The sequence below is a fragment of the Mesorhizobium sp. CA5 genome (assembly GCF_020165105.1).
Lineage (GTDB): Bacteria > Pseudomonadota > Alphaproteobacteria > Rhizobiales > Rhizobiaceae > Mesorhizobium.
Genome location: NZ_JAIUHJ010000001.1, coordinates 363,229 through 378,594 on the forward strand (window position 1 = coordinate 363,229; position 15,366 = coordinate 378,594).

The 15,366-nt window shown below is 65.8% G+C and carries 13 protein-coding genes; 5 read left to right on the top strand and 8 right to left on the bottom strand.

Annotation, left to right across the window (positions count from 1 at the left end):
- Positions 1-63: 63 nt before the first annotated feature.
- The 3 genes from LB529_RS01995 to LB529_RS02005 are packed head-to-tail and all read right to left on the bottom strand — an operon-like array spanning position 64 to position 3,835.
- Complete coding sequence (locus LB529_RS01995) at positions 64-2,358, bottom strand: xanthine dehydrogenase family protein molybdopterin-binding subunit (RefSeq protein WP_224710014.1); 2,295 nt, start codon at positions 2,356-2,358, stop codon at positions 64-66.
- Complete coding sequence (locus LB529_RS02000; protein WP_224710015.1) at positions 2,355-3,338, bottom strand: FAD binding domain-containing protein; 984 nt, start codon at positions 3,336-3,338, stop codon at positions 2,355-2,357. Before LB529_RS02000 ends, LB529_RS01995 begins: the two co-directional genes overlap by 4 nt.
- Positions 3,335-3,835, bottom strand: coding sequence for a (2Fe-2S)-binding protein (locus tag LB529_RS02005; RefSeq protein WP_224710016.1), 501 nt, complete (start codon positions 3,833-3,835; stop codon positions 3,335-3,337). The genes LB529_RS02000 and LB529_RS02005 overlap by 4 nt, the downstream gene beginning before the upstream one ends.
- A 486-nt stretch (positions 3,836-4,321) precedes the next feature.
- On the opposite strand from LB529_RS02005, the gene LB529_RS02010 reads away from it, so the two are divergent.
- Entirely contained in the window at positions 4,322-4,918 is a 597-nt protein-coding gene (locus LB529_RS02010; protein ID WP_224710120.1) for a TetR/AcrR family transcriptional regulator, read from the top strand.
- Between the two features lie 146 nt (positions 4,919-5,064).
- Positions 5,065-5,895, top strand: a complete 831-nt coding sequence (locus tag LB529_RS02015) for an aldo/keto reductase (RefSeq protein WP_224710017.1) — start codon at positions 5,065-5,067, stop codon at positions 5,893-5,895.
- An 87-nt stretch (positions 5,896-5,982) separates the two neighbouring features.
- Here the strand turns inward: LB529_RS02015 and LB529_RS02020 are convergent, their stop codons facing one another.
- The gene (locus LB529_RS02020) at positions 5,983-7,668 is read right to left on the bottom strand and encodes an alpha/beta fold hydrolase (protein WP_224710018.1); all 1,686 of its coding nucleotides are present in this window, start codon (positions 7,666-7,668) and stop codon (positions 5,983-5,985) included.
- 461 nt (positions 7,669-8,129) lie between these two features.
- On the bottom strand, positions 8,130-8,429 hold the full coding sequence (locus LB529_RS02025) for a hypothetical protein (protein WP_224710019.1): 300 nt from the start codon (positions 8,427-8,429) through the stop codon (positions 8,130-8,132).
- A 145-nt stretch (positions 8,430-8,574) separates the two neighbouring features.
- Between LB529_RS02025 and LB529_RS02030 the strand changes: the two genes are divergently transcribed.
- Entirely contained in the window at positions 8,575-9,474 is a 900-nt protein-coding gene (locus tag LB529_RS02030) for a VOC family protein (RefSeq protein ID WP_224710020.1), read from the top strand.
- Between the two features lie 34 nt (positions 9,475-9,508).
- Complete coding sequence (locus LB529_RS02035) at positions 9,509-10,108, top strand: sulfotransferase family protein (protein ID WP_224710021.1); 600 nt, start codon at positions 9,509-9,511, stop codon at positions 10,106-10,108.
- A gap of 130 nt (positions 10,109-10,238) precedes the next feature.
- Here the strand turns inward: LB529_RS02035 and LB529_RS02040 are convergent, their stop codons facing one another.
- Complete coding sequence (locus tag LB529_RS02040; protein WP_140541618.1) at positions 10,239-11,021, bottom strand: DUF2270 domain-containing protein; 783 nt, start codon at positions 11,019-11,021, stop codon at positions 10,239-10,241.
- 103 nt (positions 11,022-11,124) lie between these two features.
- Positions 11,125-11,343 carry a hypothetical protein gene (locus LB529_RS02045; RefSeq protein ID WP_224548928.1) on the bottom strand — a complete coding sequence of 73 codons (219 nt, stop codon included), beginning with the start codon at positions 11,341-11,343 and terminating at the stop codon, positions 11,125-11,127.
- Positions 11,344-11,775: 432 nt separating this feature from the next.
- Here LB529_RS02045 and LB529_RS02050 point away from each other — a divergent pair, with 432 nt between their 5' ends.
- Positions 11,776-14,007 carry a cation:proton antiporter gene (locus tag LB529_RS02050; protein WP_224710121.1) on the top strand — a complete coding sequence of 744 codons (2,232 nt, stop codon included), beginning with the start codon at positions 11,776-11,778 and terminating at the stop codon, positions 14,005-14,007.
- A 47-nt stretch (positions 14,008-14,054) separates the two neighbouring features.
- On the opposite strand, the gene LB529_RS02055 is transcribed toward LB529_RS02050, so the two are convergent.
- The gene (locus tag LB529_RS02055; protein WP_224710022.1) at positions 14,055-15,263 is read right to left on the bottom strand and encodes an MFS transporter; all 1,209 of its coding nucleotides are present in this window, start codon (positions 15,261-15,263) and stop codon (positions 14,055-14,057) included.
- Positions 15,264-15,366: the final 103 nt, after the last annotated feature.

The following is a 15,366-nucleotide window of genomic DNA, read 5'->3' on the forward strand; positions in this document are numbered from 1 at the left end:
GCGCTCGGCCCGTCGGCGCGACACGTGCCGCCGGCCAGGGCGGGGCCGTCCCTGGCGTCGAGCTCAGATCAGCTTCTCAAGCGTGATCGGCAGATCCCGCACCCTTTTCCCTGTCGCGTGGAACACTGCGTTGGCAATCGCCGGCGCGATGCCGACGATCGCCAGTTCGCCCACGCCCTTGCCCCCAAGGGCGGAGGAGTGCGGGTCGGGGATGCCGACCGAGATGGTCTGGATGTCCGGGATATCGGCATTGGTCGGCAGCATGTAGTCGGCGAAATTGCCGTTGACGATGCGGCCGTGGCGACGATCGACGATGCCTTCCTCGAGCAGCGCCTGGCCGATGCCCATGATGATGCCGCCCTTCCACTGGCTTTCCGCCAGCTTCGGATTGTAGAGCCGGCCTGAATCCAGCGCCGACACCACGCGCGCCACGCGCACCGTGCCGAAATCCTCGTCGACGCGCACCTCGACGAAATGCGCGCACCAGGAATGGCGCGAATAGTCGCCCTCGGTGTGCGGGATCGACATGGCTATCGTGGTGTAGTTCTTGTAACGCTCTTCCGGCGTCGTGCTGGCCGGCAGCGTGTCGCCCTTGGCTTCGATTTGGTCGCGGCCGATCGCCATCATGAAGTCGGCGATCGACAGGTCCGGCCCTTCGCCGCGCGGCGAGGCGATGCGGCCATCCCTCACTTGCAGCGTGTTCGCCTGCAGCTTCTGGAACGGCGAGCGCGGGTCGGAAAGCGCGAGCCCGATCAGCTCGTCCAACGCCTGGCCGGCCGCCTTGTGGACCGCGCCGGTCATGACGCCGGCAAGTCGCGAGCCGCCGGTGACGCCGGCGCGGGCGAAATGCGAGTCGCCGAGCTTCACCGCCACCCGCTCCACCGGCACGCCAAGCGTCTCGGCCGCGGTCTGCGCCAGGATCGTGTAAGTGCCTTGGCCCATGTCGATGGACGAGCTTTCGACTTCGACCGAACCGTCGGAAAGCAGCTTCACCACCGCCTCGCCATGCGCGCGCCGCACCGGATAGGTGCCGGCCGCGACACCCCAGCCGATGAGCTGGCGGCCGTCGCGCATCGAGCGCGGCGGGTTGCTGCGCTTCGCCCAGCCGAACGCTTCCGCGCCGGCGGCAAAGGCCTCGCGCAACTGGCGTGTCGACCACGCCTTCTTCGCATGCGGGTCCTGCTCGGCATAATTGATCAGCCGCATCTCCAGCGGATCGATACCGAGCTCATAGGCAAGCTCGTCGATGGCGCTTTCGATGCCGAAGGCGCTCGGGTTCTCGCCAGGCGCGCGTTTTGCGCCGGGCACCACCGTATTGACCCGCACCACATTCTGCTTCGAGGAGAAGTTGGGCGTGGCATACATGATCGAGGTGACAGAGCCGAGCGGCTCGACCCACGTCCCGTCGACCGCGGTCTCGTTGACACCGCGATGCACGATCGACTGGATCTTGCCATCCCTGTCGGCGCCGATCGCAACGGTCTGACGCGTCGCCGCGCGACCGCCATAGGACGTAAAATTCTGCGGGCGGGTGAGCACCAGCTTCACCGGCCGGTCGAGCATTCTGGCGGCAGCCGCCGCAACCGCGCTGTGCGCCAGCGCCAGCGCCTTGGAGCCGAAGCCGCCGCCGATATAGGGTGAGACCAGCCGCACATTCGCGAACGGCACGGAAAACCACTCGGCATAGGTGCGCGCCATGCCGTCGAGCCATTGGCTGGGCTCCCAGATGGTCAGCTCGTCGCCTTCCCAGCGCGCGATGAGCCCATGCGGCTCCATCGCCGCCTGGAATTCGCGCGGCGTGTTGTAGGCCGCGCAGATGCGCACAGGCGCTTCGGCGAAGGCGGCTTCAGCGTCGCCCCATTCCTTGGTCATGGCGTCGATCGGGATGCCGTCGCCCGCCTTGCCGTCGCTCAGGTCGACGATGGCCGGCGTCTCGTCATACCACACCTTGACCAGCGCCGCGGCGGCGACCGCCTGCTCGAATGTCTCGGCCACCACCGCCGCGATATGCTGGCCGGAAAAGGTGACCTCGCGCACGAGCGGCGCGTAGGTCGGCTGCGAGGGCGGGTTGCCGAGCCAGTCCGATGCGCCCCTCAATTCCATGATGGTGTCAGGCGTCAGCACAGCGAGCACACCGGGCGCGGTCTCGGCCGCGCGGGCGTCGATCGCCGTCACCTTGCCGGCGGCAATCGTTGCGCCGACCAGCACCGCATGCGTCAGCCCCTCGAGCTGCTGCTCGAAGGCATATTTCGCTGCGCCCGTGATCTTGGCCGGGCCGTCGACGCGCGACAGCCGCCCGCCGACCGCTTCGAGGCGCGCGCTGTCGGACGCGGCGTGTTTCATGTCATGAACGGTCATGCCGTCTCTCCCAATTTGAGAATGGCGCGCGCGATCACGCGCGGCGCCAGCGCAATCTTGCAGTGGTTGGCGCCATGGTCGACGGCGCCCTCCATGGCGAGCTCGCTCGCCTTGCGGATCGTGGCTTCGTCGAGCGGCTTGCCTTTCAGCGCCTCTTCGACGGCGCGCGCCCGCCACGGTTTCGTGGCGACGCCGCCGAGCGCGACGCGGATGTCGCGCACGGTGCGGCCGTCGCATTCAAGCTCCAGCCCGACGGCCGCGCTTGCCGCCGCGAACTCATAGGACTGGCGGTCGCGCACCTTGATGTAGGTCGAGCGTCTGGCCGCGGCCGAGCCTGGGATCTCTACTGCGGTGATCACTTCGCCGGGGCGGATGTCGTGCTCCTGCTCGGCGGTGGCGCCCGGCGCAAGGAAGAAGTCCTCGACCTTGAGCTTGCGCCCGCCGAGATCGACCTCGGCGTCGAAGGCGACGAGCGCCACGGCGAGATCGCCCGGATAGGTGGCGATGCAGGCCTCGCTGACGCCGAGCACGGCATGGCCGCGCGTCGCGCCGCCGATCGCCGAGCAGCCGCTGCCGGGCGCGCGCTTGTTGCAGGCCGGGAAGTTTTGCGGATCGCGGAAATAGGGGCAGCGCGTGCGCTGCATCAGGTTGCCGCCGATGGTCGCCATGTTGCGCAGCTGAGCCGAGGCCGCCTGCCACAGGGCTTCCGATACGGCCGGGAAGCAGCTCTTCACGGAGGCGTGGTCGGCGACATGGCTCATCCTGGCCAGCGCGCCGATCACGGCGCGGTCGGCGGTGACATCGATGGCCTTGAGCCCTTCGATGTGGCTGATGTCGATGACGGTCGAGGGTTCGGCGACGCCGCATTTGGCGAGGTCGATGAGCGTGGTGCCGCCTGCAAGCAACATGGCGCCGGGAAGAGCGGCGGCGTTGCGCGCGGCCTCGATATTGTCGGCGCGGAAGTAGGAAAAATCTCTCACGAGCGCAGCTCCTGTGCGGCCTGCCGAACGGCGGCGACGATGTGCGGATAGGCGCCGCAGCGGCAAAGATTGCCGGCCATGTATTCACGGATCTCATCATCGGAGCCGGCATGGCCCTCGCGGATGCAGGCCACCGCCGACATGATCTGTCCCGGCGTGCAATAGCCGCACTGGAAGGCATCCTGCTCGAGGAACGCGGCCTGCACGGCATGCAGCGTGCCGTCCTCGCCGGCAAGACCCTCGATAGTGGTGATCGAGCGCCCTTCGACTTGGGCCGCGAGCGTCAGGCAGGCCAGCACGCGCTCGCCGTCGACATGCACGGTGCAGGCGCCGCACTGGCCCTGGTCGCAGCCTTTCTTGGTGCCGGTGAGGTGGAGCCGTTCGCGCAGCGCATCGAGCAGCGTCACGCGTGGTTCGATTTCCAGCGCGTGGGTCCGGCCATTGATGGTGAGATTGAGGGAAAGGGTGGTGGGACTGATGGTGACTTGGTCATTCATGGGGCGTCGGGCTCCGATTGCTGGACGCTTGAGCGGATGGAAATGGGGCTTGGGAGGACAGGGGCAAGGGCAACGTTTGAGGGAGGGCGCGGACGGCGGGGAGACTAATCTCCCCCCTTGCGGGGGAGATGCCCGGCAGGGCAGAGGGGGGTGTGACGGAACGAGGCGTTTGCCGTTTCTGCGATCCGCTAGATAGCGCCAGGAAGGAAGCGCCCGTCACTTGCCAAGACGTTGGCAGGACAGCGCCCCCCTCTGGCCTGCCGGACATCTCCCCCGCACGGGAGGAGATCAGCAGCCTCATCGCCGCGCTCCACCAACCAGGGTGCGTTTCCCGTCCTTCTCTACGTGACATACCGCTTCCCCTGGTTATATGATAAAAGCACTCCACTAAAACGGAGGTGCCTCCGTTTATTTACGTGGGGTCTGGCCGGTCATGGTTCAACCCCCATATTGCGTTCGGTGGAGAAAAAAGTGCCTGACCAGGAAATGACCGCTGAAGCGAAGCGCGACACGCATGCGCCAAAGCCGCTGCGCGCCGATGCGCAACGCAACCGCGACAGGCTGGTCGAGGTGGCCGCGCAGGCTTTTGCTACCGATGGCGTCGACGCCTCGCTGGAGGAGATCGCCAAGCGGGCAGGGGTCGGCATCGGCACGCTCTACCGCCATTTCCCGACTCGCGAGCATCTGGTCGAGGTCGTCTATCGCCGCGAGGTGGAAGGACTTTGCCACGCCGCCGAGGAACTTGCTCGTGAGCATCCTGCCGATGTCGCGCTGGAGCTCTGGATGCAGCGCTTCGTCGATTATATCGCCACCAAGCGCGGCCTCGCCACCAGCCTGCGCCTATTGCTCACCACCAACTCGACGCTGTTCTCCGACACGTCCGGCCGCGTCTCGGGCGCCATGCGAAGCCTGATCGAGGCCGCTGCCGCCTCGGGAAAAATCCGCGCCGACGTCGATGCCTCCGATGTGATGCATGCGCTGGGCGGCATCTACTCGGCGCCGAACACGCCAGACTGGCGCGAGCGGTCGGGGCGGCTGGTGAAGCTCTTGATGGATGGGCTGCGGTTCGGGGCGAGGGGCTGAGGCGCGGGAACTGCTAATCTCCCCCTCGTGGGGAGATGTCCGGCAGGACAGAGGGATTGCTGTCTCGCCAACCTCTGCCCAACTGGCATTCCCCAACCCGTGGCCTACATAGTCGGCACCACCCTCCCTTCCAAAAGGAACCTCCCATGCCCGAACAGCTCAAATTGAACGACGGCGCCACCATCCCGCAGATAGGGCTGGGCGTCTGGCAGGTCGATCCGGAGATCACGGCCAAGGTTGTGCGCTGGGGCATCGAGGCCGGCTACCGGCTGATCGACACCGCCGAGGGTTATCGCAACGAGGAAGGCGTCGGCGAGGCGATCCGTGCTGCCGGCGTCCCGCGCGCCGAGCCGTTCATTACCTCCAAGCTGCGCAACGGCGCGCATCAGCGTGACGCGGCGCTGCGCGCCTTCGACGATACGATGCAGAAGCTCGGCATTGACCAGATCGACCTGTTCCTCATCCACTGGCCGGTGCCCAGCCAGAACAAATATGTCGAAGCCTGGAAGACGCTGGTCGAACTGCGGAAGGCCGGCCGTATCAAGTCTGTCGGCGTCTCGAACTTCAACCAGGACCATCTGGAGCGCATCATCGGCGAGACCGGCGTGACGCCGGTCGTCAACCAGATCGAATTGCATCCGCGCTTCCAGCAGCGTGACAAGCGCGATTTTCACGCCAGGCACAACATCCGTATCGAGAGCTGGAGCCCGCTGGGCAGCGGCCGGCTGCTGGCCGATCCGACGCTGGAGAAGATCGCGAAGAAGCACGGCAAGTCGGTGGCGCAGGTCATCATCCGCTGGCACCTGCAGGAGGGGCTGGTCGTCATTCCGAAGTCAATCCACCGGGAGCGCATCGCCGGCAATTTCGACATCTTCGGCTTCGAGCTGGACGCGGACGACATGCAGACCGTTCACGGTCTGGATTCGGCCGACGGCCGGACGGGACCCGATCCGGCCACGGCGGCGTTTTTATTCTGAGGGCTGCGCCCCTTTTGGCGCGGCGTCGGAACCGCCAACCTTCCCACGGATGGGAAATGAGCAGTTCTGCCGACGACATGCCCCCGCTCATCCGGTGAGCGCAGAGATGGTCTTTCGGGATGTCGATCCGGTGACGAAGCTTCGTATCTCGTCAACCAGACTGTCGCAATCTTCACCCCAGATCACGTGGTCTCTGCCGGCCAGCTCGACGTATCTGGCGCCTTGGATGTGGGTTGCCAAGTAACGCCCTTCCTCTGGGCGCACCCAGCGATCGCCGGTCCTCTGCACGATCAGCGTCGGCACGCGGATCGCCGGCAGGATGTCGCGAACGTCGACCTCGGTACCCCAGCGCCAGAGCGCGATTGCATCGGCGGGCGAGGCCGAATTCCTGAGATAGGCGGCGAACCATTCGCGTTCGACCATGTCTTCGGTCAGGCTCGGCGCTGCGTTGCTCATGTCGGCTGGCTTGCCCCATTGTCTCTCGACGGCTGCTACGTCGTCGTCCACCTGCGCCACAGTTCTGGCCCACGGATACTCTTTTGACCAAGTGCCCTTGGCGTAGGTTCCGTTAAGCACCAGCGCGGACGTACGCTCGGGATAGGTGGCGGCGAAAAGCATGCACATCGGACCGCCCTCCGAGCTGCCGAACAGCACCGCTCGGGTGGAGCCGACTGCGTCCAGCACCGCACGCATATCCTCCATGCGCTCTTCCAGCGTCGGCAGGCCGACATTGCGGTCGGATAGACCGGTGCCGCGTTTGTCGAATCGGATCAGGCGTGAAAAGGTGCCGAGCCGCTTGAGCACATGCGCGAAGCGCGGCGAGCCCCAGGCAAGGTCGAGGTTGGAGACCCAGCCGGGCACGTATATGAGGTCAATCGGCCCTTCGCCGGTCACCTGATAGGCGATGTTGATTCCTGCCGATTTGACGTAGTGGGTGGTCGGTGGCATCGGCTCGCCGCCGGAAAGGCTCCCACCGGCATTTGCCCCCGAACCGGCCGCCGGCTCGGCGGCCGCAACCGGACGTGTCGAGTGAGGCGATGAGCTCATCCGGCGTGTCCGGAGAGCCTTGTATAGTTGGCGCGTTTCCAATTCTGGCTGCAGCCCAAGATCTCTCTCCAGCGCCTCACGGCAGAGCTCATACTGTTTAAGAGCAAGGTTGATGCGGCCCTGCGCGGCATAGGCCCTCATCAATGCCCGGTGGATATCTTCGCGCAGAGGCTCCATTGCGAGCAGTCGCGCAGCCGTCCGCGCACAGGATGAAAGGTCGTTCGACGCGCTGTAATGCGCCACCAGCCTGTCCAGCGCTGCAACCGCGATCGTTCTCAGCCGCTCGCGTTCAACTCGAAGCCAATCTTCGAACGGCTCCTCTTTCACGCCAAGACCGTCGAGCAGGTCGCCGCGGTAGACGGCGAGTGCCTGCTCGAGGTGTTCGGGCGACCATCCTGTCGCAAGCGTCTCGAACCGGGCGACATCGAAGTCGATCTCGTTGAGATACAGGCCGACACTGGCGCCGTCCGTCAGAAACCGTCCGCTGCCGCACTTATGCATGGCCTTTCGGATGGCCGAAACGGCTTGCCTGAGGCTCATCCGGGCCTGGGTTTCGCCATTCAGGCTCCAGAGCAGGGCGGCCAGCTTCTCGCGCGATTGTGCCTGTCCGGCTTGCAGGGCGAGATACGCCATCATCGCCCGTGCCTTGCGGCTCAAAGTTGGAGCAGCCGCGCCAGTGCCGGCGAGATCAAATCCGCCCAGAAGATAAAGATGAGGCCCTTTCATTGAGTTCGGCCCCGGCCACGGTCATGGCAATTCTTTCGCTTCGCCCCTAGTAATTCAACCGCTATCTGTCCCAAGCGGTCTTTTTCACGTTTCGATCACGCTGCCATCTCCAGCTTTATCACGGTCGCGCCAGAGAGTTGCCGAACCTGAAACGTGGGAGAACCTCAATGCTGCCATTCAGCCCGACCGACTGGCCCTTCCGGCAAGAAGACGGTTTCTGCCGGCCCCAAGGCAACCCACCCGCAATCTTTCGTCACGACATCGCCCAGGCGCGGTACCGGGAGCGGCAGTTAGCTCAACGGTTTCCCGGCGCTCCCAGGATAAGTCTACCAATGCTCGTGAGCAGGCTTCTTGCCTTGGCGGCGTCGGCCCGTGCAGCGCTCTCTCGCCGGCGTGCCGGGCGAGGACCCGCCTCGTTTCGGCTTTGAAAGCCGGCCTTCCGAGCCACGGCGGGCTTCACCTTAAATTCCCTCTCCGTCCACCAGCGGCACGTCATCTCCCTCCCACGGGCTGGGCATCGTCCCGAGTCCTGCGGTCGGCAGCGGCATCCAGCATCTGAGTTCCGGTTCTGCATATTCGACGATGCGGCCGGGCGAGGAATCCGACGCCCGCCAGCCTTCCTCGCCGAACTGGTCGGCGCGCGACCAGTAGGCCATGTCGACCTCGGCCGGTCCCTGCTCGGAGGAGCGCACCGTCACCAGGATGCGGCTGCCGTCCCGCGGCGCGCTCGCCATGTTGCGCCACTGTTCGGTCTCGTCCATGCGATCTCCTCCTGCTGAACCAATTCCAGAAAACCGACCGTCGCAATAGTTGCCGTCCGCCGGGAAGGGGTCAACCCGAACTTGGAGCGCGACAGGCAATTCATTCACAGCTAATATGTCATTGGCCGCAATCGGACAGACGATGATGGATGATGGATTGCTGTCTCCGGTGACCCGTCTCGGGCCGGTCCATCTCAAGGTGACCGACGTGCCGGCGGCCTTGAATGTCTGGCGCGACGCGCTTGGGTTGGCGCTGCTTGGCGAGGACGCCACCATGGCGGAGCTTGGCGCCGGCGGCCGGACACTGATCGTGCTCCATGCCGGCGCGGAGGCACCGTTGCCGCAGAAGTCGCGCGATCTCTTCCACGTCGCCGTCCATATCACCAGCCGCCGCGATCTCGCGCATACGGCCGCCCGCCTCAAGGCATCTGGCTTACGGTTCAGCGCCCAGGATCACCTGGTTTCGGAATCGCTCTATGTCTCCGACCCCTCCGGTAACGGCATCGAGATCTGCTTCGACACGCCGGAGCGCCTGCTGCGCCGCGAAGTGTCGCCCAATGGCCGCGTGACGCTGATTGCCACCGACGGCAGCGCGCATTCGGGGCTCGAGCCGCTCGACGTATCGGGCTTGCTGCGCGACCTCGGCAACTCCGGCCATATCGAGCAGAAGATGGCGCAGGATGCCTTTATCGGCCACATCCATTTGCGCGCCCGCGCGCCCGAGATGCTGATGAAATTCTATCTCGGGGTGCTCGGCTTCCGGCCGCATATCCAGTCCCGGACTTTCGGCATGTTCGACTGCGGCACGGCGCGCCGCGCCCATATGGTGGCCTTCAACATCTGGGCGCGCGACGAGCTGCGCGAGCCGCCGCCGGGTGCGGCCGGCCTCGACCATTTCACCGTCGAGCTTGGCTCCGCGCAGGAGCTCGCCGCCGTGGAGCGCAGGCTCGAAGCGGCCGACATACCGGTGAAAAGGGACGGTCGCGTTATCTCGACCGCCGATCCGGAAGGCAACCGCCTGCGGCTCGTGGTACAGGGAGATTGATCGCAGCCGCTTGAAGACGGGAGGAGGAGGGGAAATGTCGCTCAAGGTGATTGGAACCGGCTTCGGTCGGACCGGGACGGATTCGATGCGCGAGGCGCTGACCATGCTGGGTTTCGGCCCTTGCCATCATATGTCGGAGGTGATGGCGCATGAGGAGCAGAAGGCGCTCTGGCGGGCGCTGGCCAAGGGCGCCGCGCCCGACTGGGACAGGCTCTTTGCCGGTTATAAATCCTGCGTCGACTGGCCCTCGGCGCATTATTGGCGCGAGTTGATCGAAATCTATCCCCAGGCGCGCGTCATCCTGACCTGGCGCTCGCCCGAAAGCTGGTGGGAGAGTTTCGAAAAAACCATCCTGCCGGCGATCGTCGGCAGCACGGACCAGGAGTCGCTCGGCATCTCGCTCGTTTCGAAACAGGCTTTTGACGGCCGCCCGCAGGATCGCGCCCACGCGATCGCGATCTATCAGGACAATGTCGAGGCGGTGCTGAATACCGTGCCGGCCGAACGTCTGCTGGTCCACAAGCTCGGCGACGGCTGGGCCCCGCTTTGCGCCCATCTGGGCGTTCCCGTGCCGGAAGAGCCTTATCCCGCCCGCAATTCGACCCGGGAGTTTCGGACGGCGCTGTCGCTGTAGGTGAGGGAGTAGGGGAGTAGGTCAAGAGTCTCAGGCCACATAGACGCCGCGAACTCCCATCGCTAACTTACTCACTACTCACTACTCACTACTCACTACTCACTACTCACTACTGCCCTATTCCTTTCCCTCACACATGCACGTCGCCGAAGGACAGCTCACCGTCGTCGGCGCGGACCAGGAACGCCGCGGCGAGCAGCGCGAGGTAGCAGCCGGCCACGCCGCACACGACGACGACGCCGGGAATCGGGCCGAGCGTCGCCACCCGGAACGTGTCGACGAGCGAAGCGCCGAAGCCGATGGGAGAGCCTTCGCGCGACAGGCTCGGCGTGGTTATCTTCAGGATCCAGGCAAGCAGCAGGATCGTGTACATGAAGATGTAGTTGCGGCGCAGCCGGCGGATCAGCGCCGCGCGCTGCGTGATCAGGAAACGCGGCGAGCGCAGGCCTTCGCCGAGGATGGCCAGCCAGTTGGAAGCATAGTCCGGCTGTGGCGAAAAGATCTGCGCGAAGTAGTAACGCTCGAATTGCCGCACGCGGGCGCGGTAGACGTCGAAGAAGCGGTAGCGCCGCGCCTCGATCCACAACAGCAGCGTGATCAGGAGCATGGCGAACAAAAGCACGCCGTGATGCGCGCTGGGTGTCGACAGCGATACCGACAGCATCGCAGCCACCACCGTGATCGCCCAGTTGCTGGTGCGGTCGAGCCGGTCGCGCCAGCCGGCCATGCGCGCGATCTCGGCGCGGTGAAAATGCGACAGCGTCGTGGTGAATTCAGGAGAGCTGAGCTTGAGCGCCAGCGTGTCGGAAGCGCGCGGCGGCGCGGCCTTCTCGGTGGATCTTGCCGGCGCAGCCGCCTCTGTCGACCTTGCCACAGCTGCATCTGTGGATTTTGCGGCATTCGTCTGGGACATTCTGCCGGGCGCCTCCCGCCGCCATGGCCGGTCCTCGCCTTGACATCGACCGGCCACACCCCTGTTGCTTCAACGTGCGGCCGGCCGGAATGTTCCCGCCTTTTCAGGCGGATAAGTCAGGTTGCAAGCGGGGGACACCACCATTCGCGCGCCGCGGAAACGGCAGCACATCGGCCATCGGCCTGGCATGCTGGGCTGCCGCCACTGCCTCGATCACAAGGTCGAGCGCCGCAAGTGCCGCGCGGCTCGTTTCATCGTCGCCGCGCAGGTAATGGCAGGCCCGGTCGAGGTGCAGGTGGGCGGCGGCAAAGTCGCTTTTCATTAGCTTCTCCTTATTGCCCGCCACGGCGCGAACATCGCCGAGTCGTTTTACCGGGAAGCAAAAATCCGTGGTGGCATTTGATTAGAATTGTCGGAGACGGCGCCGGAACTGCTGATCTCCCCACTTGTGGGGGAGATGTCCGGCAGGGCAGAGGGGGGCGCCGTAGAGCACCAACTTCTGCCTGTCTCTCTTGCTGCATGTCCCATGCCGGACCTGCAGATGTTAACGCTTCTGGCTGTGAAGCCGCGTTCCTTCGCGCCCTCCTCTGTCCTGCCGGACATCTCCCCCACGAGGGGGGAGATTGGCAGCTCCGACGCCGTGCAACCGAACCACCGGCCAAACCGTTATGACGCGAAATCGAGGGGAGACAGCTTGTCCAAAATACTCAATCGGCGCCGGTCGGTCGTGTTAGCCGCCGCTGCGCTTCTGCTGATGCCCGTCGTCGCCTTCGCCGCCGAGAAGACCGGCATGTCCTCGGAAGGCATTTTCGTCGCCGAACTCATCCTGCTCCTTGTCGTCGGTCGCGGCATCGGCGAGGTTCTGGAAATACTGGGCCAGCCGGCGGTGATGGGACAGCTGATCGGCGGCATCCTGCTTGGGCCTTCGCTGTTCGGCTGGGTCTGGCCGGCGGCCGAGCGGCTGGTCTTTGCCGGTGACGCCTCGCAAAAGTCGATGATTAACGCCATCGCCCAGCTGGGCGTGTTGATGCTGCTCCTGCTCACCGGCATGGAAACGGATCTGCGGCTCGTGCGCCGCGTCGGCCGCGCCTGTTTTTCCATTTCGGCCGCCGGCGTGGCGGTGCCCTTCGCGCTCGGCTTCGTCGCCGCCCAGTTCATGCCGGCCACGCTGCTTGCCGCAGGCAGCGAACGCATCGTCGCCGGGCTGTTCCTCGGCACCGCGCTCTCCATCTCCTCGGTCAAGATCGTCGCCATGGTGGTGCGCGATATGAACTTCATGCGCCGCGACCTCGGCCAGATCATCGTCTCGTCGGCCATCATCGAGGACACGATCGGCTGGGTGATCATCGCCATCACCATCGGCATCGCCACCCAGGGGCGGATCCAGATCGGCAACCTGGCCTTCACGGTTGCCGGCGTCGCCCTCTTCATGGCGTTTTCCTTCACGCTCGGGCGCCGCATCGTCTTCGACGCCATCCGCTGGACCAACGACACTTTCCGCTCCGAATATGCGGTCGTCACCGTCATCCTCGCCATCATGGGCGCCATGGCCTTGATCACCGATCTGATCGGCGTGCACACCGTGCTCGGCGCCTTCGTCGCAGGCATCTTGGTCGGCGAGTCCCCAATCCTGTCGCGCCACATCGAAGGGCAGCTGCGTGGCATCATCACCGCCCTTTTCATGCCGGTGTTTTTCGGCGTCGCCGGACTATCCGCAGACCTCACTGTGCTTCTCGATCCTCAGCTTGCGCTGCTGACGGTGGCGCTGGTCATCATCGCCAGCATCGGCAAGTTCGGCGGCGCCTTCATCGGCGCCGAGTTCGCCGGCATGAGCCGCGCCGAGGGCGTCGCGGTGGGCTGCGGCATGAACGCGCGCGGTTCCACGGAGGTCATCGTCGCCTCGATCGGCCTGTCGATGGGCGTGCTGTCGCACAACCTCTTCACCATGATCGTCACCATGGCGGTCATCACCACCCTGGCCATGCCGCCGACATTGCGCTGGGCGCTGCGCCGCCTGCCGATGGGCGAAGGCGAGCAGAAAAGACTGGAGCGCGAGGAGATCGACCAGCGCGGATTCGTCGCCAATCTGGAGCGGCTGCTGGTTGTAGTCGACGAGGGTATCGTCGGACGCTTCGCCGCCTATCTCGCCGGCGTCATCGGCGCCGGCAAGCCGACGACGGTGCTGCATTCGAGCGGCGAGACCGATGCCGAGCCGACCGAAGGGTTGCATCTGGAGGAAATCGAGAAAGGCGCCGAAGACAGCCGTGAGGCGGCGAAACAAGGCGACGAGACGCCGGTGCGCGAGGCCCCGGTCACCCGCCGCCAGCATGAGGAGCTCTCGGCCGAAGCTGTCACCAAGGAGGCGCGCAAGGGCTACGGCATGCTGCTCGTCGGCCTCGGCCGCGCCGTCACTTCCAAGGGGGCCTTCTCGCATCGGCTGAACGAGGTCGCCGGCGCCTTCGACGGGCCGCTCTGCCTGGTGTTGAAGCCGGCCACCGCCGGCCGCCAGATGCCTCGGCTCGGCCCGCGATCGGGCAAGATACTGGTGCCGGTCAACGGCACGGCCGTTGCCCGGCGCGGCGCCGAACTGGCTTTGGCCGTTGCCGCCGTCACCGGCGCGCCCGTCAAGACGCTCTATGTCGCACGGGCCGGCCGCGACGAGCTGCGCGACACCGTCTCGCACCGCCGCAGGGAAGCCGTGCTGAAGGACATCGTCGCGCTTGCCGACCGCTACGGCGTCGAGATCGAGACGGCGATCCGCAGCAGAGCCGCCGCCGCCGACGCCATCGCCCGCCAGGCAGGCCGCAACGTGGCGTTGATCGTCATGGGCGTGGCGCGGCGCCAGGGCGAGGAGCTGATCTTCGGCGAGACGACGACGGCCGTCCTGCGGCGCAGCCCATGCCCGGTGGTGCTGATCTCCGACGAGCGGGTGAAGCGCGACGAGAGCGACCGCGAGGCGGTACGCACGGGCACGGGCACGGGGTGAGAGGACTGGCTAATCTCCCCCACAAGGGGGGAGACCATCAGCAGTTCTCAAGCCATCTGCAGTTTCTGCCGGCTCGGCTGCGGCGGGAAGGCAATCGCGATGCCGGCGGCGCCCAGCCCGATCAGCGCCGAGCCGATGAACAGCCAGCGATAGCTGGCAGTGGCGTCGTAGATCATGCCGCCGGCGAGCGGCCCGAGCGACATGCCGAGGCTGGAGAGCATCGTGGCCGCGCCGAGGACGGTGCCGATGATGCGCAGGCCGAAATATTCGCGCGCCAGCACCGCGTAAAGCGGCATCACGCCGCCATAGGTGGCGCCGAAGATGACGGCCAGAAGGTAGAACTGCTCGAGCTGGCCGACGGTGAGATAAGCGGCGATCACCAGGCCCTGGATAGCAAGCCCGGTGACCAGCACAGGCTTGACGCCCAGCCGGTCGCCGAGCACGCCGTAGAGCACGCGCCCGCCAAGGCCGGCCAGCCCCTCGACGCTGTAGATCGACACGGCCGCCATCGGCGCCACACCGCAGGACATGGCATAGCTCACCATGTGGAAGATCGGGCCCGAATGCGCCGCGCAGCAGGCGAAGAAGGTGAGGCCCAGCACGATGAATTGCGGCGAGCGCAGCGCCTGGCCGACGCTCATGCCTGGATCGTCGGTGACCGGCGCCGGCGTGCCGTCGCTGGCTGCGACCGCCGCCGGTGGCTGGCGCACCAGCAAGACGGCGGGCAACAGGAGCACCCAGGCCATGACGCCGATGTCGAACATGGCGGTGCGCCAGTCATAGGCCGTGATCAGCCAGCGGGCGAAGGGCGAGATCGTCATCGGCGCCACGCCCATGCCGGCCGAGACCAGCGAGACGGCGAGGCTGCGATTGGTTTCGAACCAGGCGGTGGTGAGCGCGATCATCGGCGCGAAGAAGGCGCTGGCCGCCAGCCCGACGATGACGCCGTAGCTGAGCTGGAAGACCAGCAGCGAGGTCGCCCGGCTCGCCACCACCAGCGACAATCCAAGCAGCACCGCGCCCGCAAGCACCACGGGCCTGGCGCCGACCCGGTCATAGATCGCGCCCCAGGCGAAGCCGCCCAGACCCATCACCAGGAAATTCAAGGTCATGGCGCTGGAAATGCCGGTGCGCGACCAGTTCGTGTCGAGCGACATCGGCTCCAGAAAGATCGCCAGCGAAAACATGGCGCCGAGCGCCACGCAGGTCATCAGCGCGCCGGCCGCGACGATGACCCAACGATAAGAATGGTTCATGGTTTTCTCCATGCCATAAGGCATCCTGTTTGATGCGGCACGGTTTTTCCAGTCCACCGGGCCGCTTGCGTCCGAAGGACGCCGGAGCGGGAGCCGATCCTAC

Coding starts and splice junctions, on each gene's coding strand:
- LB529_RS02045 (WP_224548928.1), bottom strand. CDS start 11,343: ATGAAAAGCGACTTTGCCGCCGCCCACCTGCACCTCGACCGGGCCTGC.
- LB529_RS02005 (WP_224710016.1), bottom strand. CDS start 3,835: ATGAATGACCAAGTCACCATCAGTCCCACCACCCTTTCCCTCAATCTC.
- LB529_RS02010 (WP_224710120.1), top strand. CDS start 4,322: ATGACCGCTGAAGCGAAGCGCGACACGCATGCGCCAAAGCCGCTGCGC.
- LB529_RS02030 (WP_224710020.1), top strand. CDS start 8,575: ATGGATGATGGATTGCTGTCTCCGGTGACCCGTCTCGGGCCGGTCCAT.
- LB529_RS02055 (WP_224710022.1), bottom strand. CDS start 15,263: ATGAACCATTCTTATCGTTGGGTCATCGTCGCGGCCGGCGCGCTGATG.
- LB529_RS02035 (WP_224710021.1), top strand. CDS start 9,509: ATGTCGCTCAAGGTGATTGGAACCGGCTTCGGTCGGACCGGGACGGAT.
- LB529_RS01995 (WP_224710014.1), bottom strand. CDS start 2,358: ATGACCGTTCATGACATGAAACACGCCGCGTCCGACAGCGCGCGCCTC.
- LB529_RS02015 (WP_224710017.1), top strand. CDS start 5,065: ATGCCCGAACAGCTCAAATTGAACGACGGCGCCACCATCCCGCAGATA.
- LB529_RS02020 (WP_224710018.1), bottom strand. CDS start 7,668: ATGAAAGGGCCTCATCTTTATCTTCTGGGCGGATTTGATCTCGCCGGC.
- LB529_RS02050 (WP_224710121.1), top strand. CDS start 11,776: ATGCCCGTCGTCGCCTTCGCCGCCGAGAAGACCGGCATGTCCTCGGAA.
- LB529_RS02040 (WP_140541618.1), bottom strand. CDS start 11,021: ATGTCCCAGACGAATGCCGCAAAATCCACAGATGCAGCTGTGGCAAGG.
- LB529_RS02025 (WP_224710019.1), bottom strand. CDS start 8,429: ATGGACGAGACCGAACAGTGGCGCAACATGGCGAGCGCGCCGCGGGAC.